Source organism: Amycolatopsis alkalitolerans, assembly GCF_006152065.1.
GTDB lineage: Bacteria > Actinomycetota > Actinomycetes > Mycobacteriales > Pseudonocardiaceae > Amycolatopsis_E > Amycolatopsis_E alkalitolerans.
The window spans coordinates 1-24524 of sequence record NZ_VDFW01000044.1 but is presented as its reverse complement, the minus strand read 5'-3'; the positions used below and the strand labels follow the sequence as shown (position 1 = coordinate 24524).

At 70.1% G+C, this 24524-nt stretch carries 23 protein-coding genes; 18 read left to right on the top strand and 5 right to left on the bottom strand.

The window, feature by feature from the left end; translation table 11 throughout:
• Positions 1 to 110 precede the first annotated feature (110 nt).
• A complete protein-coding gene (locus tag FG385_RS31125) occupies positions 111 to 593 on the top strand; it encodes a cysteine dioxygenase (RefSeq protein ID WP_139100380.1) in 483 nt (160 codons plus the stop codon).
• On the opposite strand, the gene FG385_RS31120 is transcribed toward FG385_RS31125, so the two are convergent.
• Complete coding sequence (locus FG385_RS31120; RefSeq protein WP_139100379.1) at positions 571 to 1218, bottom strand: pyridoxamine 5'-phosphate oxidase family protein; 648 nt, start codon at positions 1216 to 1218, stop codon at positions 571 to 573. The genes FG385_RS31125 and FG385_RS31120 overlap by 23 nt on opposite strands.
• Positions 1219 to 1290: 72 nt before the next feature.
• Between FG385_RS31120 and pdxR the strand changes: the two genes are divergently transcribed.
• Together pdxR and FG385_RS31110 are read left to right on the top strand one after the other, a co-directional pair.
• Positions 1291 to 2661 carry a MocR-like pyridoxine biosynthesis transcription factor PdxR gene (pdxR, locus tag FG385_RS31115; RefSeq protein ID WP_139100378.1) on the top strand — a complete coding sequence of 457 codons (1371 nt, stop codon included), beginning with the start codon at positions 1291 to 1293 and terminating at the stop codon, positions 2659 to 2661.
• A gap of 36 nt (positions 2662 to 2697) precedes the next feature.
• Positions 2698 to 3783: a D-alanine--D-alanine ligase family protein gene (locus FG385_RS31110; protein ID WP_139100377.1), complete on the top strand. Its 1086-nt coding sequence runs from the start codon at positions 2698 to 2700 to the stop codon at positions 3781 to 3783.
• Between the two features lie 22 nt (positions 3784 to 3805).
• Here FG385_RS31110 and FG385_RS31105 read toward each other — a convergent pair whose 3' ends face one another.
• Together FG385_RS31105 and FG385_RS31100 are read right to left on the bottom strand one after the other, a co-directional pair.
• On the bottom strand, positions 3806 to 4342 hold the full coding sequence (locus tag FG385_RS31105) for a DUF3515 domain-containing protein (protein ID WP_139100376.1): 537 nt from the start codon (positions 4340 to 4342) through the stop codon (positions 3806 to 3808).
• 1 nt (position 4343) lies between these two features.
• On the bottom strand, positions 4344 to 4577 hold the full coding sequence (locus FG385_RS31100) for an Lrp/AsnC ligand binding domain-containing protein (protein ID WP_139100397.1): 234 nt from the start codon (positions 4575 to 4577) through the stop codon (positions 4344 to 4346).
• A gap of 116 nt (positions 4578 to 4693) precedes the next feature.
• Between FG385_RS31100 and FG385_RS31095 the strand changes: the two genes are divergently transcribed.
• Genes FG385_RS31095 through FG385_RS31085 form a run of 3 tightly spaced genes read left to right on the top strand, consistent with a single transcriptional unit; the run spans position 4694 to position 6713 of the window.
• Positions 4694 to 5671, top strand: coding sequence for a thiamine-phosphate kinase (locus tag FG385_RS31095; RefSeq protein WP_235022902.1), 978 nt, complete (start codon positions 4694 to 4696; stop codon positions 5669 to 5671).
• Positions 5672 to 5681: 10 nt separating this feature from the next.
• Entirely contained in the window at positions 5682 to 6146 is a 465-nt protein-coding gene (locus FG385_RS31090) for a GNAT family N-acetyltransferase (protein WP_139100375.1), read from the top strand.
• A 42-nt stretch (positions 6147 to 6188) separates the two neighbouring features.
• Positions 6189 to 6713, top strand: coding sequence for a gamma carbonic anhydrase family protein (locus FG385_RS31085; protein WP_139100374.1), 525 nt, complete (start codon positions 6189 to 6191; stop codon positions 6711 to 6713).
• Here the strand turns inward: FG385_RS31085 and FG385_RS31080 are convergent, their stop codons facing one another.
• Positions 6714 to 6998, bottom strand: a complete 285-nt coding sequence (locus FG385_RS31080) for a hypothetical protein (protein ID WP_139100373.1) — start codon at positions 6996 to 6998, stop codon at positions 6714 to 6716.
• Positions 6999 to 7464: 466 nt separating this feature from the next.
• On the opposite strand from FG385_RS31080, the gene FG385_RS31075 reads away from it, so the two are divergent.
• Both FG385_RS31075 and FG385_RS31070 read left to right on the top strand, forming a co-directional pair.
• The gene (locus tag FG385_RS31075) at positions 7465 to 8127 is read left to right on the top strand and encodes a uracil-DNA glycosylase (protein WP_456061887.1); all 663 of its coding nucleotides are present in this window, start codon (positions 7465 to 7467) and stop codon (positions 8125 to 8127) included.
• Between the two features lie 149 nt (positions 8128 to 8276).
• On the top strand, positions 8277 to 9227 hold the full coding sequence (locus tag FG385_RS31070; RefSeq protein WP_200834745.1) for a hypothetical protein: 951 nt from the start codon (positions 8277 to 8279) through the stop codon (positions 9225 to 9227).
• A 140-nt stretch (positions 9228 to 9367) separates the two neighbouring features.
• Here the strand turns inward: FG385_RS31070 and rpmB are convergent, their stop codons facing one another.
• The gene (gene rpmB, locus FG385_RS31065; protein WP_139100371.1) at positions 9368 to 9559 is read right to left on the bottom strand and encodes a 50S ribosomal protein L28; all 192 of its coding nucleotides are present in this window, start codon (positions 9557 to 9559) and stop codon (positions 9368 to 9370) included.
• Positions 9560 to 9695: 136 nt separating this feature from the next.
• On the opposite strand from rpmB, the gene FG385_RS31060 reads away from it, so the two are divergent.
• From FG385_RS31060 to FG385_RS31015, 10 genes are all read left to right on the top strand, one after another.
• Positions 9696 to 11276 (top strand): DAK2 domain-containing protein, encoded by a 1581-nt coding sequence (locus FG385_RS31060; protein WP_139100370.1) that lies wholly within the window; start codon positions 9696 to 9698, stop codon positions 11274 to 11276.
• A 3-nt stretch (positions 11277 to 11279) separates the two neighbouring features.
• Positions 11280 to 13433, top strand: coding sequence for an ATP-dependent DNA helicase RecG (recG, locus tag FG385_RS31055; protein ID WP_139100369.1), 2154 nt, complete (start codon positions 11280 to 11282; stop codon positions 13431 to 13433).
• 109 nt (positions 13434 to 13542) lie between these two features.
• Positions 13543 to 14409, top strand: a complete 867-nt coding sequence (locus FG385_RS31050; protein ID WP_139100394.1) for a S8 family peptidase — start codon at positions 13543 to 13545, stop codon at positions 14407 to 14409.
• A gap of 39 nt (positions 14410 to 14448) precedes the next feature.
• Positions 14449 to 15420: a trypsin-like peptidase domain-containing protein gene (locus FG385_RS31045; protein ID WP_139100368.1), complete on the top strand. Its 972-nt coding sequence runs from the start codon at positions 14449 to 14451 to the stop codon at positions 15418 to 15420.
• A gap of 99 nt (positions 15421 to 15519) precedes the next feature.
• Positions 15520 to 16503, top strand: coding sequence for a hypothetical protein (locus FG385_RS31040; RefSeq protein ID WP_139100367.1), 984 nt, complete (start codon positions 15520 to 15522; stop codon positions 16501 to 16503).
• Positions 16504 to 16505: 2 nt separating this feature from the next.
• Positions 16506 to 17399 carry an Ig domain-containing protein gene (locus FG385_RS31035; protein WP_139100366.1) on the top strand — a complete coding sequence of 298 codons (894 nt, stop codon included), beginning with the start codon at positions 16506 to 16508 and terminating at the stop codon, positions 17397 to 17399.
• A 13-nt stretch (positions 17400 to 17412) separates the two neighbouring features.
• Complete coding sequence (locus FG385_RS31030; protein WP_139100365.1) at positions 17413 to 19077, top strand: bifunctional serine/threonine-protein kinase/formylglycine-generating enzyme family protein; 1665 nt, start codon at positions 17413 to 17415, stop codon at positions 19075 to 19077.
• Positions 19065 to 19385, top strand: coding sequence for a CU044_2847 family protein (locus tag FG385_RS31025; protein WP_139100364.1), 321 nt, complete (start codon positions 19065 to 19067; stop codon positions 19383 to 19385). The genes FG385_RS31030 and FG385_RS31025 overlap by 13 nt, the downstream gene beginning before the upstream one ends.
• Before the next feature lie 91 nt (positions 19386 to 19476).
• The gene (locus tag FG385_RS31020) at positions 19477 to 22851 is read left to right on the top strand and encodes a pyruvate carboxylase (RefSeq protein WP_139100363.1); all 3375 of its coding nucleotides are present in this window, start codon (positions 19477 to 19479) and stop codon (positions 22849 to 22851) included.
• Between the two features lie 119 nt (positions 22852 to 22970).
• Positions 22971 to 24269 (top strand): SAM-dependent methyltransferase, encoded by a 1299-nt coding sequence (locus FG385_RS31015; protein WP_139100362.1) that lies wholly within the window; start codon positions 22971 to 22973, stop codon positions 24267 to 24269.
• The last annotated feature ends 255 nt before the right edge of the window (positions 24270 to 24524 follow it).

Sequence of the window (24524 nt, the reverse complement as noted above, 5' to 3'; positions counted from 1 at the left end):
AACCGGTCTTCCGGTGCGCGCGTTCCCGTGTCACGCCCGCGTCGCGCCGTGTCCTTGTCGCTGACCCGCCCAGCGACCCGTTTCCCTCTCCTTCAAGGACACCCAGCAGCATGTTCGCCGTTCCGGACAACACCGTCGCGCTTGCCGAAAACCCCGCCGTCCTGCGCCACCCCGTGCGCGTCGCCCTCGAGTACGCGGCCGACCGCGAACGCTGGCACGGCCTGCTCCGCTACGACCCCGACGAGCGGTTCGCCGCCCGGATCGCGGGCGACGCGGACGAAGAGGTGTGGCTGATGGGCTGGCTCCCGGGCCAGCAGACCGACCTGCACGATCACGCGCAGTCCACCGGCGCGTTCACGATCGTCAGCGGCCGGCTCACCGAAACCGTCGCCCGGCGTGCCCCCGACGGCCGCGCCGTGACCGAAGTGCACGCGCTGGCCACCGGCCAGTCGCGCGTGTTCGGGCCGGGTTACGTGCACCAGGTCCGCAACGAGGGGCCGGATCCGGCGATCAGCGTCCACGTCTACCGTGCCGGCGGCCGCGCGATGTGGCCGTACCACCTCGACCCGGTCAGCGGTCCCGTCCGCGATTGACGTGCTCCGGAACGGGCACGCGCGTGTAGTCCGCCGGTACCGGCGCGCCGAAAGTGGTCTGGACCGGTACCACACCCGCCCAGATCTCGTCCGCGGACAGGTCTTCCGGCTCCTCGCCCGGCCCGCCCGCGCGCGCCTTCACCGACGCCTCGGCGAGGTCCAGCGAGAGCACCGCGACGGACGCGAACTCCTTCGCGTTCACCGCGCGAGCGTGCTCCCATGAGCCGGGCGCGAGGTGTTCGGTGACGACCTCGAGCGCGCGCATCTTCTCTTCAGGATCGTCGACGAGTTTCGCGCGCCCGTGCACGACGGCGCTGCGGTAGTTCATCGAATGATTGTTGAGCGAGCGCGCGTAGACGATCCCGTCCAGCAGGGTCACCGTGACGCAGACGTCGATCCCGGTCGCCGCGGCGCGCAGGTTGCCCGCCCCCGTCGAACCGTGCAGGTAGAGCGTTTCGCCGTCGCGGCCGTATCCGGTGGGCAGGACCACGGGGGATCCGTTCAGCACGAGCCCGAGATGGCAGATGAGCGCTTCGTCGAGCAGGTCGTACAGCGCCTGCCGGTCGGTGGCCGCCCGGTCCCTCTTCCGGGTCAGGGTGCTGCGGGGCGTGGGCGAGAGCGTCATGCCTTCAGCGTGCGCGGCCAAGGTGGCATCGTAGAATAGCCACCATCGGCACATTTGAAAGGTCCACTTCTCGTGACGCATTCCGGTACCGCCCTGCCCGTGGCCCTCGATCGCGAGTCCGCGGTGCCGCTCGCGGTGCAGCTCGCGGACGCCTTGCGCGAGTCGGCTTCGAGCGGGCACCTGCGCGGCGGCGACCGGCTGCCCTCGACGCGCGCGCTAGCCGAGCGGCTCGGCGTCAGCCGGACGGTGACCTCCGCCGCGTACGAGCAGTTGCACGCCGAGGGCTGGATCGCCGGGCGGCACGGTTCGGGCACGTATGTGACCACCTCGCCGCCGAGCGATCGGCCCGTTGACCGGACGATACCCGGCGAGCAGCGCGAACCCGACGGAATTCTCGATCTGACGCCGGGCACGCCGTGGGCCGCCGGCCTCGACAGGGCGGCGTGGCGGCGGGCCTGGCGGGCCGCCGCCGACGCGCCTCCGCTGTCCCGTGCGCATCGCGCCGGGCTCCCGGACTATCGCAACGCGATCGCCGAACACCTGTTGCGCCACCGCGGGCTCGCCGTCGGGACGGACTTCGTGCTCGCGACCGGCGGCACGACGACGGCGGTCGTCGAACTGGCCGGTGCCGTCTTCTCTCCCGGGGATCTCGTGGCGGTCGAAGAGCCGGGTTACCAGCGGGCGGTGCAGGCGTTGCGGTCCGCTCGCGTGCGGGTCGCCGGTGTGCCCGTGGACTCCGAAGGCCTGCGCCCGGACGCGATCCCGGCCGGCGCGCGGGCGGTCTACTGCTCGCCGGCACACCAGTACCCGATGGGCAGCCGGATGAGCGCGGCGCGCCGGGTCGATCTCGTCGAGCGGGCGCGGGCGCAGAACATGCTGGTGATCGAGGATGACTACGACGGCGAGCTGCGGTTCGACGTCGCACCGCTGCCGCTGCTGGCCGCGCTCGCGCCGGACGTGGTCGCGCATCTGGGCACCACGAGCAAGATCCTCACCCCGACGCTCGGTGCGGGCTGGATGGTCGCGCCGCCCGCGGTCACCTCGGCGGTCCTGGCCTACCGCGACCGCACCGGAACGCGCCCTTCGCCGGCCGGGCAGCGGGTGCTGATCGAGTTGGCCCGTCACGGCGACCTGGGCCGCCACCTGCGAAAACTACGGCGCGAACTGTCCGAGCGGCGCATGCTGCTGGTCGCCGCCTTGCGTGCTTCCGGCGTCCCGGTGCTCGGCGACGACGCCGGTGCGCACCTGGTGGTTCCGTTCCTCTCGGCCGAGGCTGAGCGCGAACGGCTGCGGGCGGCGGAGCGTCGCGGTATCCGGCTCGACGGGCTCGCCAGGCATTTCGCGGGCACGCCCACCGCCTTCGGCGCGGCGATCGGTTACGCGGGCTGTTCGCGGGCCGCCCTGCGCGACTCGCTCGGCTCGCTGGTCGAATTACTGCGCTGAGCGTTCGACGGCAAGCGCCCGGTAGGGTGACGTCCCATGAGTACCGGGAAAGCGCGGGTTGCCGTGGTGTTCGGCGGCCGCAGCACCGAGCACACCATCTCCTGCGTCTCGGCCGGGAGCGTGCTGGCGAACCTGGATCCGGACCGGTTCGAGATCGTGCCGATCGGTATCACCCCGGAAGGCGGCTGGGTGCTGGGCACCTCCGACCCCCGCAAGCTCGAGATCCACGGCAAACAGCTGCCGAGCGTCGAGTCCGGCCAGGCGCTCGTACTGGCGGGTGACCCGACGCGACGCGAGCTTGTCACGCTCGATTCGGGGGCGGCGGCACTCGGCCAGGTCGATGTCGTGTTCCCGGTGCTGCATGGCGCGTTCGGTGAGGACGGGACCATCCAGGGACTGCTTGAGCTCGCGGGAATCCCCTACGTCGGTGCGGGTGTGTTCGCCAGCGCGGCGGCGATGGACAAGGAGTACGCCAAGAAACTCCTTGCCGCGGAAGGACTTCCGGTCGGGAAGTACGCCGCGCTGCGCCGCGATCAGTCCACTTTGGAAGAAGCGGATCGCGAGCGGCTGGGCCTGCCGGTGTTCGTCAAACCGGCGCGCGCGGGCTCCTCGATCGGCATCAGCAAGGTCACCGACTGGTCCCGGCTCGACGACGCGATCGCGCTGGCGCGGCAGACCGATCCGAAGGTCCTCATCGAGGCGGCGGTCGTCGGCCGCGAGATCGAATGCGGCGTGCTGGAGTTCCCCGACGGCCGGGTCGAGGCCTCGCTGCCCGCGGAGATCAGGGTCCTCGCCGAGGACGCCTGGTACGACTTCGAAACCAAGTACATCGGTGAGGACGCCGAGCTGGACATCCCCGCGAAGCTCGACGACGCCGTGACCGAGCGGCTGCGCGCGCACGCCGTCCGGGCCTTCCGCGCACTCGACTGCCAGGGCCTGGCCAGGGTGGACTTCTTCGTCGGCGCGAACGGCGAGCTCACGGTGAACGAGGTCAACACGATGCCCGGCTTCACCATGACCTCGGCCTATCCGAAGATGTGGGCCGTGACGGGTATGGACTTCCGGACCCTGCTCACTACCTTGATCGAGACGGCGATCGCGCGGGGTACCGGCCTGCGGTAGGCCGCGAATGTAGATCTCGGCGTTAGAAGCGCAGGGGCACCGGCTTCAGCGTCTTCGCGACGGTGTCCGAGACCATCTGCAAAGGGCCGGTGCCGGCGGAATCGGGCACGGTCAGCCCGGCGTAGACGTTCCGGTCGACCAGGTACCACGTCGACGAACCCTGGCCTTCGACCGGGAGCCATTGCACGCCCGAGACGACCCGCAGCTGCGAAGTCGGCGTCAGCTCCGTTGGGCGGTCCAGACCGCAGCGCAACACGATCGCGTCGGGTGCGCCCCACGCGACGGTCGCCGGCGGGGCGGGTTCGGCGATCTCGCGGCGGTTCAGGGTGGCGCCGTTCGAAATGAGCTGCGCCGGGAGCGCCGGGACCAGCGCGGCGCATTCCGCCGAGCCCGCCTGGGGCGCGGGCACCGCGGCGAGCGCGAGCGGGCCGTTGTCCTGTTCGGGCTTCGTGCGGTTGACGAGGCTGAGGACGGCGACCGCGACCGCGAAGGCGACGGCGATGACCGCGGCGATGATGATCAGGCGCCGGGGCGGGGCGCCGGTCTGCTGTTCGGGCACGTCAGAGGTGTACCACCGGGCACGTGAGCGTACGCGTGATGCCCTCGACGCCCTGGACCTTCGCGACGACGAGCTGCCCGAGCTGGTCGACGGTTTCGGCTTCGGCGCGGACGATCACGTCGTACGGGCCCGTCACATCCTCGGAGGTGGTGACCCCCGTAATGCGCGCGATCTCCGCCGCGACCGCCGCGGCCTTGCCGACTTCGGTCTGGATGAGGATGTATGCGTGGACCACGGCGCGCCCCTTCGTCTTCTGCGCTGGACTCAAGGTAGGAACGTGGGAAGAACCTACCCCAACGGGGAGACGATAGGTGATCCGATGTTCCGACTTACGAGGGATGGAGCGGGCGAGTGTCGTCACAGAAAGTGCCGAAGGGCGGCACTGTAGCCGAGCTGGGTGAGTTCGGCCTTATCCGTGCCGTGACGGAGAACCGAAGACAGCCCCCGACCACCCTGCTCGGCCCCGGCGACGACGCCGCGGTGGTCGAGGCGGCCGACGGGCGGGTCGTGGCGAGTACGGACGTGCTGGTCGAGGGTGTGCACTTCCGCCTCGACTGGTCCACTCCGGAACAGGTCGGGCGCAAGGCCGTCGCGGTCAACCTCGCCGATATCGCGGCGATGGGCGCGTTCCCCACCTCAGTGCTCGTCGGGCTGGCCTGCCCCGCCGAAACCGACGCCGGCCTCGTCAAACGCATCACCGAGGGGATGTGGGCGGAGGCCTCCGGGGCGGGGGCGGGCCTCGTCGGCGGCGACGTCGTGCAAGCCGATCAGCTGGTGTTGAGTATCACTGCTCTGGGTGATCTGCGCGGGCGCCCGCCGGTCACGCGTTCGGGCGCGCGCCCCGGGGACATCGTCGCGGTCCACGGGCGACTGGGCTGGGCCGCGGCCGGGCTCGCCGTGCTGCATCGCGGGTTCCGCTCGCCGGTCACGGTCGCCAACGCCCAGCGCTACCCGGAACCGGACTATGCCGCCGGTCCCGCCGCGGCGGTGGCCGGCGCGACGGCGATGATCGACGTGTCCGACGGGCTGCTCGCCGACCTCGGGCATATCGCCGAGCAGTCGGAGGTCGGCATCGACGTCCGCACCGACCTGCTCGAGGTGAGCCGGCGACTCGTCGACGTCGGCACCGCGCTGGGCGCGGACCCGCTGCACTGGGTTCTGACCGGCGGCGAGGATCACGCGCTCGCGGCCGCCTTCCCGCCGTTCGCCGACCTGCCCGAGGGGTGGCGGCGGATCGGGGCCGTGACCATGCCGGACTCCGGGCTGACCGTCGACGGCAAGCCATACGCCGGGGAAACCGGTTGGGAGCACTGGCGCCGACCGCAGTAACGTTCGACGCGTGGATCTCCGCGTAACCCCCTTCGACCATCCCGATGCCGTCAAGCTGATCGACGGCGTCCAGCGCGAGTACGTGACCCGCTACGGCGGACCGGACGAGACGCCTGTCGATCCGGCGGAGTTCGCGCTGCCGCAAGGGATCTTCCTCGTCGGATACCTCGACGGCGTTCCGGTCGCGTGCGGCGGCTGGCGGGCCCACGAGACGCCGAGGCCGGGCGATGCCGAGATCAAGCGGATGTACGTCGTGGAATCCGCGCGGGGCAAGGGGTTCGCGCGAGCCGTGCTGGCCGAGCTGGAACGGACGGCACGCGAAGCGGGGCACCGGCGGGCTGTGCTCGAGACGGGGATGAAGCAGCCCGAAGCGCTGGCCCTGTACGAGTCGTCCGGATACGTGGGGATCCGTGGCTTCGGCCACTACCGCCACGAAACATTGAGCCGGTACTACGGCAAGGAACTCCTCGCGTGATCCAATCGCGGGCGAAGCGAATCGACGGCGATTGGAGCCTTCGTGGCGATTTACGCGCTTGGAGATCGTGTGCCCCGGATCCATCCGGACGCCTATGTGCACCCCGACGCGACGGTGATCGGTGACGTGCGGATCGCCGCGCACGCGTCGGTGTGGCCGCAGACCGTGCTGCGCGGTGACCACGGGTACATCGAACTGGGGGAGCGGTCGAACATCCAGGACGGGTGCGTCGTGCACTGCACCGCGAAGGAGCCGACGATCCTGGGGCCGTCGTCGGCGATCGGGCACGCGGTGCACGTCGAGGGCGCGAAGATCGGCACGGGCTGCCTCATCGCGTCGGGTTCGGTGGTGCTGAACGGCACGGTGATCGAGGACGGGGCGATGGTCGGGGCGGGCGCGGTGCTGTCGTACCGGTCGCAGGTGCCCTCGGGGCATATCGCGTTGGGCGTGCCGGCGAAGACACGGCCGAACACGTCTTTCGGGCCGGAGCAGATCCAGGGCGTGGTGGAGTCCTACGTCAGGCGGGCCGAGTTGTTCCGTGCCGAATTGCGCAGGCTGGACCGCTAGTCAGCAGAGTCCCGGGACCTGTTCGGTCAGGTCGGAAACCGCTTTCTCGGTGATCTGGACGAGGGCGTTCCGATCGGCGCTCACGCCTTGCATCTCCAGGCTGGCAACGACATTGCCGCACAGGAGCCGGACGGTGCTGTCCGAGTTGTCCTGGGTCCAGTAGCCGGGCCGCGGGAGGCCGTCCTCGTGCACGGCGGTGTCCTTGCGCGTGTCGGCGCCCTGGTACGCGGCGAGCTGGTCGCGAGCGCCCTGGTGTGCCGAACGCTCCGCCGTGCGCTGCGACACGTCATCGCCGACGCGGATGTGAGTAGTACAGCTCGTCGAGGGTGATGCGCTGATCGAGATTGCCCTCCGCTTCACCGCTGTAGCAGCAGTCGGGGATCAACAGGACGCGCCGGGACCGGCAGGCCCGCATCCACCGGTTGAGCCGGGTGGCCGAGAGGGCGGTTTCGTCGAGATCGTCGAGGCGGGTGTCGGACGCGGTGCTGAACAGTTCACCGCCGGATCGGCGTACGTGCTGGTACCGATCAGGAGCGCTTCGCGCGCCATTCCGGCGGCTGGGAGAGCCGCCGGATGAACAGGTCCAGCGCCCGGTTGATCTGCTCGTCGGACGCGCCCGGGACCGCCGCGCGGCCTCCTCCGCAGGTAGGTTCTGGACCTTCGAGGTTACCGTCCCGGCACGGTTCGTCGCAGCCGGTTGCACCAAAGGCTTGCGGGCGACGCTAGAGTCGCCGCCGTGAGCGGAAAACCCTTGTCGGAGGTTGTGGAAGCCGGGTGGGCGCAGGCGCTGGCGCCGGTCGCGGACCGGATCGGCGCGATGGGCGACTTCCTGCGCGCCGAGATCGCGGCGGGGCGGACGTATCTCCCGGCGGGCGAGAACGTGCTGCGCGCGTTCCAACAGCCGTTCGCCGACGTCCGGGTGCTGATCGTGGGGCAGGATCCGTATCCGACGCCGGGGCACCCGATCGGCCTGTGCTTCGCGGTCGCGCCGGACGTGCGGCCGCTGCCGAAGAGTCTGATCAACATCTTCCAGGAATACCGCGACGACCTCGGGTACCCGGCACCGTCCAATGGGGACCTGACGCCGTGGACCGAGCAGGGGGTGCTGCTGCTGAACAGGTCGCTCACCGTGCGGCCCGGCGCGCCGAACTCGCACAAGGGCAAGGGCTGGGAGGAGATCACCGAACAGGCGATCAAGGCGCTGGCGCAGCGCGGTGGCCCGCTGGTGGCGATCCTGTGGGGCTCGAACGCGCGAAGCCTGAAACCGCTGCTGAACGGTGTGCCGTGCATCGAGTCGGTGCACCCGAGCCCGATGTCGGCGCACAACGGCTTCTTCGGCTCACGCCCCTTCAGCCGCGCGAATGAGCTGCTGGCAAAGCAGGGCGGGCAGCCCATCGACTGGAAGCTGCCGTAGGCACACTTCCTTTATGTGCCGTGAGGGACCCCCTCACGGCACATAAAGGAATGAGGGGGTCCCTCACGGCGCCTGTGGATAACTGGGGTTATCCACAGGCGCGAGAGATGCGGGTCGAAAAGTCGCGAAGCAATTGCGACGATGGGCGCATGGGGGACAAATGGACAACCCGGTTACCGGCGTCAGCCAAGCCCAACATCGCAGATGTAGTCAAAGCCGCCACGCTCGAGTCCCTCGGGATGAACAGCAAGGCAATCTGGCGCCGCTGCCTTCCTGGCGGTCCATGGCAACGACTGTTACCCGGAGTCATCCTGCTCGAGAACGGCAAACCGACGCATGATCAGCGCATCGCGGCCGCGCTCATCTACGGCGGCCCGTCCGCCATTGTCACCGGACCTCACGCATGCTTGCGGCACGGGCTGCGGCGCAGCGAGATCCCGAGCCTCGACTGCGTTCACCTGCTGATACCGCACGATCACAAACGGTTGAGCAGCGAATTCCTGGTCGTCGAGCGCACGCGGATGCTTCCGCGTCCGGTTGTCCGCGATGGGGTGCCGTTAGCGCCGCTGGTCCGTGCCACTACTGATGCTGCCCGCCGGCTCCGGGTTGCCGATGCGGTCACCAAACTGCTGATCGAAGCGATCCAACGAGGACGATGCACGCCACAGGTACTGCTCGCCGAGCTGGATGCCGGAACAAAACGTGGCACGGCTCTTCCCCGTCGAATCCTGAACGAGGTGGAGTGCCTTCGGTCGATCGCTGAGGCACACTCGCGGGTGTTGAGCGAAGGGCTGGACGTTCCGCCCACGCACTGGAACGTGAATGTCTTCAATGAGACTGGCCGCTACGTCGGTTGCCCGGATGCTTGGTGGGACGATGTCGCCCTCGCCTGGGAGATCGACTCAACGGAATTCCATTACTTCCACGATGGCTACGCGCGAACTCTCGATCGGAATACGCGGTACGCCGGAGCCGGTATCGCCGTGGTTCAGACACTTCCGTCCCGCCTCGAGCGTGATCCGGAGGGTGTGCTCGCCGAGGTCAAGGCGGCCTACCGGGCTGCTGCGGCTCGTCCGCGCCCCAGCGTGCACATCTCCTGAGCGCCAGGAGATGTGCCGTGAGGGGGCCCCTCACGGCACATAAGGGCATGAGGGGGTCCCTCACGGCACTCGGGCGGTGCCCGGAGACACCAAAAGGCCCGGGGGACTGGAGTCCGCCCGGGCCTGGGAAAGCTACGGAACTAGCCGCGGACGACCTTGCCTGCCTTGAGGCACGAGGTGCACACGTTCAGGCGCTTACGCTGGGACAGACCGATCTTGGCGTGCACGGTCTGGATGTTCGGGTTCCAGCGGCGGTTGGTACGCCGGTGGGAGTGCGAGACCGCCTTGCCGAAGCCCGGTCCCTTGCCACAGACGTCGCACACGGCAGCCACGTCGAACTCCTTTGACGATCAGGGAAGACACATCACACCCAGCGGGGCCGGGCAACTCGTCCATAGTAACGACTGTCCGCGCTCACCCCGCGCGCGGGTCGATACGCTGCCAGAAACCCGGTGAGGAGGTCCGCGAGTGCGGGTGCTGGACGAGGCGGCGGTCGTGGCCTGGGCCTCGGCGTGCGTGCACAGTCTCGACGTGCTGCGGCCCGCGATCAACGGCATCAACGTCTACCCCGTGGCCGACGCGGACACCGGGTCCAACCTCCTGCACACGATGACCGGCGCCCGCGACGCGCTCGCCGACACCGACATCACCGGCGCCGGCCAGGCGCTCGGCCTGCTCGCGACGGGGGCCGTCCGCAGCGCGCGCGGCAACTCGGGCGTCATTCTTTCGCAGGTCTTGCGCGGTCTCGCCGAGTCCGCCGCGCATGCCCCCGAACTCGACGGCGCTGACCTGGTCAAGGCCCTCGTGCACGCGGACCGTGTCGCCACCGAAGCCGTGTCGAGGCCGGTCGCGGGCACGATGCTCACCGTCCTGCACGCCGCGGCGAAGGCGGCGACGGGCGGCTCGCTGGAGGACGTGGTCTCGACAGCCGCGAAGGCCGCTTCGGCCGCGCTCGAGCAGACACCGCAGCAGTTGCCGGTCCTCGCCAGCGCGGGTGTCGTGGACGCTGGCGGGCGCGGGCTCGTCGCGGTCCTCGACGCTCTCGCCGGTGTCGTCACAGGTACGGCGACCGAACTGGTCCACTCCTGCGAAGCGCACACGCACGCCTCGACGGCCGCGCCCGCGCCGTACGCGTGGGAGGTCATGTATCTGCTGGAAGACGTCACCGAACCGGATCTGCCGGGCTTCCGCCGGGCGCTGAGCGGGCTGGGCGACAGCGTCACGGTCGCGGGCGACGGCGCCGGCGGGTACGCCGTCCACGTGCACTGTGCTGACATCGGTGCCGCCATCGAGGCCGGGCTCGCGCTGGGCCGCCCCCGGCGGATCCGGGTGGAGCCGCTGGTCACGCCCACCCCGCTGGAGCCGCCGACAGGGCCGGATCGCACCGTCGTCGCTCTCGTTCGCGGCGACGACTTCGCGGGGCTGCTCAGCGAGGAGGGTGTCGCGGTCCTCGCGGTGCCGCAGGGCACGAAGCCCAGCGTCGAGGAGATGCTCGGCCTCGTCACTGAGCGCGCCGTGGCGCATATCACGATCCTTGCCGGGGATCCGCTGCTCACCGAGGCAGCGGACGAGGCAGCCGGGCACGCGATGATCGGCGACCGCGAGGTGGTCGTGATCCCGTGCGCCTCCCCGGTCCAGGTCCTGGCCGCACTCGCCGTGCACGATCCGGCACGCCGCGTGAACGACGACGTCGTGGCCATGGCCGAGGCTGCCGCCGCGACCCGGCGTGGCGAGCTCGTGGTCGCCGAAGAGGAGTCGATAACCTGGGTGGGACTGGCCCAGGCCGGCGATCTCATCGGGTTCGTCGACGGCGAGGTCGTGCTGGTGGAGCCGTTGTCGGAGCGGAACCTGGTGACCGCGGCGCTGACCGTGCTCCGGCGCATGCTGGCCGTCGGCGGCGAGCTGGTCACGGTGCTGACCGGCGCCGCGGCGCCCGAGGGGGTGGCGCGGGAGCTGGCCGACCGGCTGCGCGAGGAACGGCCGGAGGTGGAGTTCGTGAGCTACCCCGGGGGCCAGACCGAGGCCGTGCTCTTGATCGGCGTGGAGTAGGAAATGACAGTCCTGAGCGACAAGCTGACCTCACTGCTGGGCCGCAAGACGGCCACGGCGCTGGGTGAGGCGCTCGACATCCACACCGTCGGGGACCTCCTGCGCCACTACCCGCGCCGCTACGCCGAGCGCGGCGAGCTGACCGACATCGCGGGCCTGGAGATCGGTGAGCACGCGACGGTGCTGGCGCGGATCGAGAAGGTCAACAAGCGCCGGATGCGCAACAAGCCCGGCTGGATCCTCGAGATGACGATCACCGACGGGCATCGCAGGCTGGAGTGCGCCTTCTTCGGCAACGCCCACCAGCGCGAGCGGGAGCTGCGGCTCGGCAAGACCGGGCTGTTCGCGGGCAAGGTCACCGCGTTCCGCAACAAGCTGCAGCTCGCGAACCCCGAGTACCAGATGCTCGATTCCTCCGACGACTCAACAATGGACGATTTCCTCGGTGCGATCATCCCGGTGTACCCGGCCGCGCAGGGCGTCCCGTCCTGGTCGATCGCGCGCTGCGTGCGCCAGGTGCTGGACACGCTCGAACGCGAACCGGACCCGATGCCGCAGGAGCTGTTGCGCCGCAACGGGTTCATCGATCTGTTCGACGCGCTGCACAACATCCACCGTCCCAAGGACCACGCCGCCCGCGAGACGGCCGAGCGCCGGCTCAAATGGGACGAGGCGATGGCGATCCAGCTGATCTTCGCGCAGCGCCGGTTCTCCACCGTGTCCCGCCCCGCGCCAGCATGCCCGCCCAAGCAGGGCGGGATCCTCGAATCGTTCGACAGACGCCTGCCCTTCGATCTCACCAGCGGGCAGCGCGTGGTCGGCGAACACATCGCCACCGACCTCTCCGGCGAGCATCCGATGAACCGGCTGCTGCAGGGCGAAGTCGGCAGCGGCAAGACCGTCGTGGCGCTGCGCGCGATGCTGCAGGTGGTCGATGCCGGGCGGCAGGCCGCGATGCTCGCGCCGACCGAGGTCCTCGCCGCGCAGCACGCGCGCTCCCTGCGCGAGATGCTCGGTGAGCTGGGGCAGGCAGGGGAGCTTGGCGCGGCCGAGGACGCGACGAGGGTGACGTTGCTGACCGGCTCGCTCTCGGCAAAGGAACGCAAGCAGGCCTTGCTGGACGCCGCGAGCGGCGCGGCGGGCATCGTCGTCGGCACCCACGCGCTGATCCAGGACACGGTGTCGTTCGCGGATCTCGGGTTCGTCGTGGTGGACGAACAGCACCGCTTCGGCGTCGAGCAGCGCGACGCGCTGCGCACCCGCGGCGCGGACGGCACGAGCCCGCACGTGCTGGTGATGACGGCGACGCCGATCCCGCGCACGGTCGCGATGACCGTCTACGGCGATCTCGAAACCTCGGCGCTGCGTGTCATGCCGGTCGGCCGTTCGCCGATCTCCACGACGGTCGTGCCGGTCGCGGAGAAGCCCGCCTGGCTGGACAGGGTGTGGCAGCGGGTGCGCGAGGAGGCCGAGAAGGGGCACCAGGCGTATGTGGTGTGCCCGCGGATCGGCGACGAACCGCCGTCCGACAAGAGCGACAAGCGGCCCCCGCTGGCCGTGCTGGACGTCGCGGCCGAACTCGAAGCCGGGCCACTCGAAGGCCTCGGCGTCGGCGTCCTGCACGGGCGGCTGGCGGCGGACGAGAAGGACGCCGTGATGCGGGCCTTCGCCGCGGGCAAGCTCGACGTGCTCGTCGCGACGACGGTGATCGAAGTCGGCGTGAACGTGCCGAACGCGACCGCGATGGTGATCATGGACGCGGACCGGTTCGGCGTCAGCCAGCTGCACCAGTTGCGCGGCCGCGTCGGGCGCGGCGACGTGCCGGGCCTGTGCCTGCTGGTCACCGAAGCGATCGACGGTACGTCCACCCGGGAACGGCTCGCGGCCGTCGAGTCCACAACGGACGGTTTCGAACTGTCGCGGTTGGACCTCGAACTGCGCCGCGAAGGCGACATCCTGGGCGCGGCGCAGTCCGGCAAACGCTCCAGCCTCAAGCTGCTTTCCTTGCTGCGGGACGAGGACACGATCGCCGAGGCGCGGTCGCGCGCGCAGGAGATCGTGGCGGACGATCCGTCGCTGGCGGCCCATCCGGGGCTCGCGCGGCTGGTGTCCTCCGTGGTCGACGACGATCGGGTCGAATACCTGGAGAAGTCCTGAACTCGATAGTGGCACTGCGGTTGCCCGGTACGAGTGACGGGGCGACCCTGCCTGTGTGATCAACTTTCCGGCACGCACCGCGATCTCGATACTGCTCACCGCCGCGGCCATGACCGCGGCCGTTCCGGCGCTGGCGGATCCCGCCGCCCAGGAGAACCCGCCGAGCTGGGGCCTCGACCGCGTCGACCAGCGCGGCCTCGCCGCCGATCACTCGTATCACTACGACACCACCGCGGACACGGTCACCGCGTACGTCATCGACACCGGGGTGGACGCGAAGCAGCCGGAGTTCGAGGGCCGGGTCGAACCGGGACAGAACTTCGTCGACGGCACCACGGACACGAGCGACGGCAACGGCGACGGCACGCACTTGGCGAGCATCCTCGGCGGCCGGGACTTCGGTGTGGCCAAGAAGGTGCACATCGTGCCGGTCAAGGTGCTCGACGACGGCGGGAACGGGAACCTGGTGAACATCATCGCCGGGATCGGCTGGGTCACCCAGAACGCGAAACAGCCGGCCGTCGCCGTACTCGGCATCGGCGGACCCGGCAACGTCCAGCTCGACAACGCGGTGAAGGCACTCGCCGCGGTGATGCCGGTGGCCGTACCCGCCGGCTGGTCCGCCGCGGACGTCAGTACCGTCTCGCCGGCGCGGGTGCCCGACGTGCTCACCGTCGGCGCCACGGATATCCACGACGCGATCGCGCCCAAGTCGAACTTCGGGGCCGGCGTGGACCTTTTCGCGCCCGGCGTGGACGTTCCGACCGCCAACGGCTCCGCCTCCGGTGCCTCGATGGCCGCCGCCTTCGTCGCGGGCGCCGCCGCGCTCTACCGCGCCCAGCATCCGGACGCGAACCCGGCCCAGGTTTCGCAGGCGCTCGTCGGCGACGCGACGACGAACGCGCTGACGGGCGTACCGGACGGCACCCCGAACCGCCTCCTGTACACGCTGGACACACCGCCCGGGACGGACTGACCAGGGGACCATCTCGTCCGGCCTGAGATACTGGCCGGAATGGTGGACTCGGCGCAGGTGCGGATCACGACGACGGACGGCCGGCTCCTCGGCGCCGGTACCCGCGCCGGCGGGCACGTGCTCACCTGCGCCCATGTGCTCGCGCGCGACGAACCCGGCCGCGCGTTCCGGGTGGAGTTCCCGCTGGCCCGTCCCGGTTTGAGCGTCGAAGCCGAGCTCGTGAGCTGGCGGCCGCGCGGCGAGGACCTAGCCGTGGTGAAACCGGCCGGGGCACTGCCGTTCAGCGCGCCGCCGCTGTGTGACGGGCTCGCGAGCGCCGGGCACGAGTTCCGCTGTTTCGGTTACCCCGCCGGACATCCGGACGGCGTGTGGACGGAGGGCCGGGTCGTCGGTCAGGCCGGGCACGGCCTGCAACTGGAGGCGGCGAGCGACCGGGGTCTCGCGCTGCAACGGGGGTTCAGCGGCGCGCCGGTCTGGGACACCCGGCTGCGGGCGGTCATCGGGATCGTCGCGATCGCCGACACCACGGCCGGTGTCCGCACGGGGTTCGGCATCGCCGGTGCGACGCTCCGGGGCTGCGTCCCGGACCTGCCGGATCCGCGGGTGACCGAGTACCTGCGGGTGCGGGGTCCATCCGGGACGGTGTCGATCGTCCCGCTCTCCGGCGAGTGCGTGGTGCACGCGACGCTGACGGTCGGCAGGCCCGGCCCTGGGCGGCTGCCCGACATCCCGCTCGGCTCGGCGGACGAGCGGTGGATCAGCCGCAACCACTGTGCGCTGGAACGGGATCCGGAGTCGGGGCGCTGGACGGTGCGCGATCTCGGCTCGCGGAACGGGACCCTGCTGCGCGTCGGCGGCGAGCTGGAAACGCTTTCCGAAACCACCCGCCTGCGGCCCGGTGACGTCATCTGCGTCCGGGCCGGGCTGACCGCGGATCACCGGCAACGCTTGTGGGAGCTCGAATATGTCGACGAACTGCACAGCGTGCCCGCCCCTGGGCCGAACGAGTGACATTTACCGGCTAACTCGCGAGTAGGGGAACCCTCCCCGTCCGGGTGTATCTAATCGGCGCGCACCGGATCTTTCCAGGCAAGGAAAGGACTCAAGCACATGCCGAAACCTGGACGCACCTTCTGGTACGCCGCCGTACTCGGGGTGGCGGTGACGGCACTGCTGGCCGTCACCGGGCTGACCTCGATCTTCCCGGTCGTCGGGCAGCTCGTCGGGCGCGGTGGCGCGGCCGGCTCGCTCGCGCTGGCGGTCCTGGCCGTCGTACTGTGGGCCCTGTTCGCGATCGCCGGCCAGTCGATGACGGCCGAACGGCGGGTCATCGCGGCGCGCGCCGCTCGTTCGCGGGAACTCCATCCCGGTCTGAGCGCCGACGTCGCCGGTTTCCTGCTGGCCAGTCATTCCGGCGTCGACGCGGCGAAGGCGGAGACGCCCTACGGGCCGGTCCGCGCGCTCGTGTGGTCGCTGCCCGCGCTTGGTTTCCTCGGTACCGCAACGGAAATGTCCAGCGCCGTCGGCGGGCTCGGCACCGCGGTCGCGAGCACCAATGGGTACGCGGACCTGCGTGACGTGCTCGTGCGCGACGTCATCCCGCCGCTCGGCGACGCGTTCGGCGTGACCCTGTTCGCGCTCGCCAGCAGCGTGGTCTGCCATGTGCTGCTGTCCCTCGTGCACGCCCGCGAACAACGGATGCTGCTGGACTCGGACACCATCGAGCTGCGGGGGTTCGCGCAGAACGGTTACCCCGCTGGCGGGCAATCCACTATGGACATACCGGAACTCCAGCGGCTCAACGAGAACCTGCGCGCCGTCGCGGCCGGTGTCCAGGGGATGACCGGCGGCGTGCAGGAGCAGCTGAGCCAGGTCGCGGGTGAGGTTTCGCAGTGGCGCAAGGCGATCGCCGAGTCCGGGGAACGGCTCGGCGCGCTGGCGCAGGTCTCCGAACTCGGCCGGCTGGTGGACCTGACCACGGCCATCGAGCGCCAGGTCGGGGAGATCGGCTCGCGGATGGACCGCGAGATCGTGCTGCGGCCGGCGCCCAGCACGCCGTCCGCGCTCGACGGGTACCACCGGCGGGAGGCCTGAGCATGCTCGGCATCGCCGGAGCACGCGGATTCGGCAGGCCGGGGCACGCCGGTGCGGACGTCCCGGTCGAGCTGCGGTTCGTCGATCTGCTCCTGATCATCATCGCCACCCTGACCTTTCTCGCCGTGCTGCTGGGGCTTTCCGGCGCGCTCGCGGGCTCAGGGCACCGTGAGGTCGCGCCACGGGTGGCCACCACCACCGTGCCGACCGCGTTGACCCGGCAGACCTACCAGCTCACGCTCGCCGCCTCCGGTGGCGACGGCGCGTTTTCGTGGCAGGTGACCGGCGGCCACCTGCCTGCCGGGCTCGCCCTCCATCCGGACGGTGTGGTCACCGGTGTGCCGTCCGGGCAGGGGAGCGAACCGGTGACCGTCCAGGTGCGCGACGGGCAGGGCCGGGTCGCGGCCCAGCAACTGCTGTTCTCGGTGCGGCCGGTCGGCGCGGTCACCGAGGTGCGCCGTGACCTCGAACTCGCCCACCAGACTGTGCTGCTGCCCTCCGGGCAGAGCGGAGTCCCGTACCGGTACGACTTCCAGGCCGGATCCGGGGTCCCGCCGTACACCTGGGCCATGGCGGGCGGCAAGCTGCCGGACGGGGTTTCGCTGACCCGGCAGGGCGCGCTCGTCGGCAGCCCCGGTTCGGCGGGGGACAGCACGTTCACGGTCCGGGTGACCGACAGCGCGGGTGCCGCGGTGACCCAGCAGGTGCGGCTGACCGTCGACCCGGCGCCACCGTCCTTCTGGGACACCGTGCTGACCTGGCTGTGGCGGCTCATCACGTGGTTCGGCTACTTCCTGGTCTTCGTCACGTTCCTGACCATCGTGTTCGGCGCGCCCCCGAGCCAGGGCAATCCCGGCCTGATCCACCGGTTCCGCCGCAACCGCTACTACCGCTGAAGGGAGTGTCTCAATGGGACTGCAACCGGGAATGCGGTTGTCGATCGGTGAAGAGGTGGTCGAGGTCCGCCGCGGCGGGTTCTCCGAGGTGGGCATCCTCGTCGACGACGAAGGCCAGCGGAAGGCGATCAAGCGGATCTCCGACGAGCTGCTGGCCAGGGTCGGGCCCGAGGTGCTGGAGATCTTCTTCGCGGAATGCCGGATAGCGGTGAACCGTCTGAAGGACACGCGGTACGTCGCGGTCGCGCAGCTTGCCCTGCGCCGGCTCGACGAGCTCGGGCCGGTGCTGTTCCTGGACTATGTGGACGGTCCGAGCCTGGCGAACGTGCTGCGGACGGGCGCGCAGTCGATGAGCCAGTCGGTGCGGGTGTGCGGGCAGGTGACCACCGCGCTCAAGGGCGCGCACGAGCGCGGGATCTGCCACCGGGATCTCAAGCCCAACAACATCCTGCTCACCCGGGGCAACGAGGTGCGGGTGATCGACTGGGGCCTGGCGAGGGCGAGCGACCGGGCGGGGCTCACCTTCGGCGTCGAGGACTACCTGTCCCCGCAGCGGGTGGTCGATCCGGCGCTGGAAGATCCGGCGGACGACGTCTACGCCGTCGGTGTGCTGCTGTACCAGTGCCTCACCGGCGACTACCCGCGCAAGCCGCTCGACGTGGCGAAGCTCCGGCGCACGCTCGCCGAGCGCCATCCGAAGGCGCCGGACGAGCTGGTCGAGACGGTGCTGGCGATGCTGGCCGCCGAGCCGGCGGACCGCCCTGACGCGGCGTCGGCCGCCAAGGTGCTCGGCTCGCTCGATCTCCTCGAGGATCTCGCGGCCCGCGAACTGGAAGAACCGTTCTGCGCGGGATGCGGGTACATCGCCCTTCCGGGCGCCGCGCGGTGCCCGGTCTGCGAGCAGGGCCTGTTCCGGCGGGTGGCCGGCCCGCCCCGCGAGGGCATGGTCCGGGTGCCTGGCGGAACGTTCGTCATCGGGCTCACCGAGGCGCAGGCGCGGCTGGCGCTGATCGCGGCGGGCATGGCGCCGTCGCCGGAACTGATCAGGCAGCTCGCCCCGCCGGACCGGCCGCAGAAGCGGGTCTTCTGCCCCGCGTTCGACATCGACTACGCCCCGGTGACCACGGCCGAGTTCGCCCGGTTCGCCGCCGACACGAACTATCCGATGCCGCAGGGCCTGGAGACCGCGCGGCAGCAGTGGCCCGATCACCCCGTCGTCTTCGTCACCTGGCGGGACGCGTTGTGCTACGCGCTGTGGTCGGGAAAGCGGCTGGTGCGGCCGTCGGAGTGGGAGAAGGCGGCTCGCGGCAGTGAGGACGACCGGATGTACCCGTGGGGTTCGGTCTGGGACGGCGCGCGCTGCAACCACGGTCAGCAGCAGGGTCACCTGTCGACCAGTCCGGTCGACCACTACTCGGCGGGCGAGTCTTCGGGGGTTTCGCCGTTCGGCGTGGCCGACCTCGCCGGGAACGTGTTCGAGTGGGTGGCCTCGGGGAACCAGCCCGGTTTCCGTGGCCTGCGTGGCGGCGGCTGGACCGACCCGGTCGCGATCTACGGCCTGGTGAGCCAGCAGATCGAGGGCGAAATCGATTTCGCCAACGCGAGGACCGGGTTCCGCTGCGCCAGTGATGTGGCCTACGAGATCGAGCCGGTGGAGGAGGAGCAGTGGCGGAGTTGATGAGTTTCCCGCTCGACGACGGCGGGCAGGTGCTGGTGGAGGTGGACGAGCAGGAGCCCGGCCTAGTGCAGGCGTCGCGGGCGGGAGACGTCATCGAAGCCGGCGTGTCCTCCTTCGGGGCGGCGCTGGCCAGGGTGAAGGACGCCGCCGGCGAGGCGCTGCGGCAGTTCCGGCAGCTGCCGGCCGGGCCCGACGAGGTGCAGCTCGAGTTCGGGGTGCGGCTCAACGCCCAAGCCGGTGCGGTGATCGCCAAGACCGGTGTGGACGGCCATTTCAAGGTCAAGCTGACCTGGCGAGAGGACGGATGATGTCCAGTACCCGGGACTGAACTCCCGTTGTGCGGGATCGGCAAGGTAACGTCAGCGAGCAGCCGATCCGCACTTTCAGGAAGGACCGGGCATGTTCCGGAAGGTACTCGTCGCCAACCGTGGTGAGATCGCCATTCGCGCGTTCCGCGCCGGCTATGAGCTGGGCGCGGGAACGGTCGCCGTGTTCCCCTACGAAGACCGCAACTCGTTGCACCGGCTCAAGGCCGACGAAGCGTACGAGATCGGCGTACCGGGTCATCCGGTGCGCGCCTACCTGTCGGTCGAGGAGATCGTCGGCGCGGCACGGAAAGCCGGGGCCGACGCGATCTACCCCGGGTACGGATTCCTGTCGGAGAACCCGGATCTCGCGCTGGCCTGCGAGCAGGCCGGGATCACGTTCATCGGCCCCAGCGCGCAGATCCTGGAACTGACCGGTAACAAGGCCCGTGCCGTCGCCGCCGCGCGTGCGGCCGGGGTCCCGGTGCTGGCCTCGTCGCAGCCGTCGGCTCAGGTGGACGAGCTCGTCGGGGCGGCGGAGGAGATCGGTTTCCCGGTGTTCGTCAAGGCGGTCGCCGGTGGTGGCGGGCGCGGGATGCGCCGCGTGGACGACCCGGCGCACCTGCGCGAGTCGATCGAAGCGGCCGCCCGCGAGGCCGAGTCGGCCTTCGGTGACGCGACGGTGTTCCTGGAGAAGGCCGTGGTGGATCCACGGCATATCGAGGTGCAGATCCTGGCCGACGGCGCCGGAAACGTCATCCACCTGTTCGAGCGCGACTGCTCGGTCCAGCGGCGGCACCAGAAGGTCATCGAACTCGCCCCCGCGCCGAACCTCCCGCCCACATTGCGGGACAGGATCTGCGAAGACGCGGTCAAGTTCGCTCGCGAGATCGGCTACCGCAACGCGGGCACCGTGGAGTTCCTGCTCGACGAACAGGGCAACCACGTGTTCATCGAGATGAACCCGCGGATCCAGGTCGAGCACACGGTGACCGAGGAGGTCACCGACGTCGACCTGGTGCAGTCGCAGATGCGGATCGCGGCGGGCGAGACGCTCGAGGACCTCGGGCTGTCCCAGGAGAAGATCTACCTGCGCGGCGCCGCGCTGCAGTGCCGGATCACGACGGAGGATCCGGCCAACGGGTTCCGCCCGGACACCGGAATGATCAGCGCGTACCGCTCGCCTGGCGGCTCCGGAATCCGGCTCGACGGCGGAACGGCCTTCGCGGGCACGGAGATCAGCGCGCATTTCGACTCGATGCTCGTGAAGCTGACCTGCCGCGGCCGCGACTTCGAGACCGCGGTCGGGCGCGCCCGGCGTGCCGTGGCGGAGTTCCGGATCCGCGGGGTGGCGACGAACATCCCGTTCCTGCAAGCGGTTCTCGACGACGAGGACTTCCGCGCCGGCCGGGTGACCACGTCGTTCATCGAGGAGCGCCCGCACCTGCTCACCGCGCGGCACTCCGCTGACCGCGGGACGAGGCTGCTGACCTACCTCGCCGATGTCACGGTGAACCGCCCGAACGGCGAGCGGCCCCGGTCGATCGATCCGGCGGCCAAGCTGCCCGAGATGCCGGCCGGGGAACCGCGGGCCGGATCGAAGCAGAAGCTGACCGAGCTCGGCCCGGAGGGTTTCGCGCGCTGGATCCGGGAATCGGCGACGGTGGGTGTCACCGACACGACCTTCCGCGACGCGCACCAGTCACTGCTGGCCACGCGCGTGCGCACGAAGGACCTGCTGGCGATCGCCCCGGTGGTCGCGCACACGGTGCCGCAACTGCTGTCGCTGGAATGCTGGGGCGGCGCGACCTACGACGTCGCACTGCGGTTCCTCGCCGAGAATCCGTGGGAGCGGCTCGCCCGGCTGCGTGCCGCGGTGCCGAACATCTGCCTGCAGATGCTGTTGCGGGGCCGGAACACGGTCGGCTACACGCCCTACCCGACCGAGGTGACCGCGGCGTTCGTCGAGGAGGCCACGAACACCGGGATCGACATCTTCCGGATCTTCGACGCGCTCAACGACGTCGAGCAGATGCGCCCGGCGATCGAGGCGGTACGCGAGACCGGGACGGCGGTCGCGGAGGTGGCGCTGTGCTACACCTCGGACCTGTCCGACCCGGCCGAGAAGCTGTACACATTGGACTACTACCTCAAGCTGGCCGAGCAGATCGTCGGCGCGGGCGCGCACGTGCTGGCGATCAAGGACATGGCCGGCCTGCTGCGCGCGCCCGCGGCGGCGAAGCTGGTTTCCGCGCTGCGCAGGGAGTTCGACCTGCCGGTGCACATCCACACGCACGACACGGCGGGTGGTCAGCTGGGCACGTACCTGGCCGCGATCAACGCCGGCGCGGACGCGGTGGACGGCGCGGTCGCGTCGATGGCGGGCACGACTTCGCAGCCCTCGCTGTCGGCGATCGTCGCCGCGACCGACCATTCCGAGCGGCCGACGGGATTGTCCCTGCGCGCGATCGGGAACCTGGAGCCGTACTGGGAGATCGTGCGCAAGATCTACGCGCCGTTCGAGGCGGGGCTGGCTTCGCCGACGGGACGCGTGTACGACCACGAGATCCCCGGCGGCCAGCTGTCCAATCTGCGCACGCAGGCGCGGGCGCTCGGGCTGGGCGACAGGTTCGAGGACATCGAGGCGATGTACGCCGCGGCGGACCGGATCCTCGGGCATCTGGTCAAGGTCACGCCTTCGTCCAAAGTGGTCGGTGACCTTGCGCTGCACCTCGTCGGTGCCGGGGTTGCGCCGGAGAAGTTCGAATCGGAGCCGAACAAGTTCGACATCCCCGACTCCGTGATCGGCTTCTTGCGCGGTGAGCTGGGCGACCCGCCCGGCGGCTGGCCGGAACCGTTCCGCACCAAGGCGCTCGAAGGCCGCGCGCAGCCCAAGCCGGTGGCCGAACTGTCCGCCGAGGATCGCGAGGGCCTGGCGAACGACCGGCGGCGCACGCTCAATCGCCTGCTGTTCCCGGGGCCGACGAAGGAGTTCGAGGCGCACCGCGAGGCCTACGGTGACACGAGCGTGCTGCCGAGCAAGGACTTCTTCTACGGCCTTCGCCCCGGCGAGGAGTACCAGGTCGACCTCGAGCCCGGGGTGCGCCTGCTCATCGAACTGGAGGCGATCGGCGAGGCCGACGAGCGTGGCCTGCGCACGGTGATGTCCAGCCTGAACGGTCAGCTGCGGCCGATCCAGGTGCGCGACCGTTCGGTGGCCGCCGACCTGCCCGCCGCGGAGAAGGCCGACAAGGCCAACCCGAAGCACGTCGCGGCGCCGTTCGCCGGGGTGGTCACGCTGTCGGTGTCCGAGGGCGATCGGGTCGAGGCGGGTGCGACGGTGGCCACGATCGAGGCGATGAAGATGGAGGCCGCGATCACCGCGTCGGCGGGCGGGCAGGTGGGCCGCCTCGCGATCAACTCGGTGCAGCAGGTCGAGGGCGGCGATCTCCTGCTCGTCCTCGAGTAGCAAAGGTCCGTGGGCTTTCCCGTGGCCGGGGCTGTGGGAAAGTCCACCGGTCTTCGATCCCGGCATTTCGGGCGAAAGCCCTCTACGGTCATGGGTGTGAAGTCCGTATGAGTGCTTGAATGAAGTACGTGGCTAACTCGCAGAACAACGCGAGCGCCGTGCAGGCTCTGGTCCGTGCGGCGCTTGGGACCGAACTCCCGCTCCGGATTCGCTGCTGGGACGGTACTACGGCGGGTCCGCCGGACGCACCGGTCCGGTTGGCGCTGCACCGGCGCCGTGCGTTGCGGCGACTGCTGTGGGCGCCGAACGAGCTGGGACTTGCGCGCTGCTTCGTCGCCGGCGACCTCGATGTCGAATCCGATTTCTTCGACAGCCTGTCCCAGCTCGAGCGGGTGATCGGCAGCCAGTCGGGGCCGCTGGAGGTGGACCGCGCGGTCAAGTGGGACATGATCAAGTCGGGATTGCGGCTCGGCGCCTTCGGGCTGCCGCCGAAACCGCCCGCGGAGGAGATCCGGCTGGGCGGGCGCCTGCACTCCAAGCGCCGGGACGCCGAGGCGATCAGTCACCACTACGACGTCGGCAACGACTTCTACGCGCTCGTGCTCGGCCCGACGATGACCTACTCGTGCGCCGTCTGGGGCGAGGGCGTCGAGTCACTGGACGACGCGCAGATCGCGAAGGTCGATCTGGTCGCGCGGAAGCTGGGGCTCGACGAGGGCAAGCGCGTGCTCGACGTCGGGTGCGGCTGGGGCACCTTCGTGATCCACGCGGCGAAGCAGTACGGGGCGCATGCGGTCGGCGTGACGCTTTCCCAGGCTCAGGCGGATTTCGCGCGCAAGCGGGTCGCCGAAGAGGGGCTTTCGGACCTCGTCGAGATCCGCGTGCAGGACTATCGCGACGTGCGCGACGGCCCGTTCGACGCGATCTCCAGTATCGGGATGGCCGAGCACGTCGGGCTGTCGATGCTGCCGACCTACGCGAAGGTGCTGTACGACCTGCTCAAGCCCGAGGGCCGGCTGCTCAACCACGCGATCTCGCGGAAGGCGGGCGTGCGGGGTCGCACGGGGGAGCGGACGTCGTTCATCAACCGGTATGTGTTCCCGGACGGTGAACTGGAGCCGCTGGGCGTCATGGTCGACGCGATCGAGGACGCCGGGTTCGAGGTGCGGGACGTGGAGGCGCTGCGTGAGCATTACGCGCTGACATTGCGGGCGTGGGTCGCGAACCTGGAGACCCGCTGGGCCGACGCGGTCCGGTTGACGAGCGAAGGCCGCGCCCGCGTGTGGCGGCTGTACATGGCCGCTTCGGCGCTGACCTTCGAGCGCGGCTCAATCGGCGTGAACCAGGTCCTGGCCGTGCGACCCAGTGACAGCGGAACCTCCGGCTTCCCAAGAACCCGCACGGCCCTGTTGTCCTGACTCCGCACAGCCCCCACCGAGTTCGACGTTGGGGACGGTGAGTTCGACGTTCACGACGGTGAGTTGGGCTTTCGTGTGCGTGAAGTCCTTTGGGCGTCCGCGGGCCGGGCATCGTGAGTGTCGGACTCACGCATCGAACGTAGATCTCGGGGGCGCGGGGAGGGGAGGGCGGTTAGTGGCAATGCCGCGTAGTTAGTGGTCTTGGTAGGTCGTCAACCGTCAAGGATCTGGACGGTGATGGTGGTTGTGTAGTTG

Coding starts and splice junctions, on each gene's coding strand:
- FG385_RS31125 (WP_139100380.1), top strand. CDS start 111: ATGTTCGCCGTTCCGGACAACACCGTCGCGCTTGCCGAAAACCCCGCC.
- FG385_RS31120 (WP_139100379.1), bottom strand. CDS start 1,218: ATGACGCTCTCGCCCACGCCCCGCAGCACCCTGACCCGGAAGAGGGAC.
- FG385_RS31110 (WP_139100377.1), top strand. CDS start 2,698: ATGAGTACCGGGAAAGCGCGGGTTGCCGTGGTGTTCGGCGGCCGCAGC.
- FG385_RS31070 (WP_200834745.1), top strand. CDS start 8,277: ATGGGGGACAAATGGACAACCCGGTTACCGGCGTCAGCCAAGCCCAAC.
- recG (WP_139100369.1), top strand. CDS start 11,280: ATGACAGTCCTGAGCGACAAGCTGACCTCACTGCTGGGCCGCAAGACG.
- FG385_RS31050 (WP_139100394.1), top strand. CDS start 13,543: ATGACCGCGGCCGTTCCGGCGCTGGCGGATCCCGCCGCCCAGGAGAAC.
- FG385_RS31045 (WP_139100368.1), top strand. CDS start 14,449: ATGGTGGACTCGGCGCAGGTGCGGATCACGACGACGGACGGCCGGCTC.
- FG385_RS31040 (WP_139100367.1), top strand. CDS start 15,520: ATGCCGAAACCTGGACGCACCTTCTGGTACGCCGCCGTACTCGGGGTG.
- FG385_RS31035 (WP_139100366.1), top strand. CDS start 16,506: ATGCTCGGCATCGCCGGAGCACGCGGATTCGGCAGGCCGGGGCACGCC.
- FG385_RS31030 (WP_139100365.1), top strand. CDS start 17,413: ATGGGACTGCAACCGGGAATGCGGTTGTCGATCGGTGAAGAGGTGGTC.
- FG385_RS31020 (WP_139100363.1), top strand. CDS start 19,477: ATGTTCCGGAAGGTACTCGTCGCCAACCGTGGTGAGATCGCCATTCGC.
- FG385_RS31015 (WP_139100362.1), top strand. CDS start 22,971: ATGAAGTACGTGGCTAACTCGCAGAACAACGCGAGCGCCGTGCAGGCT.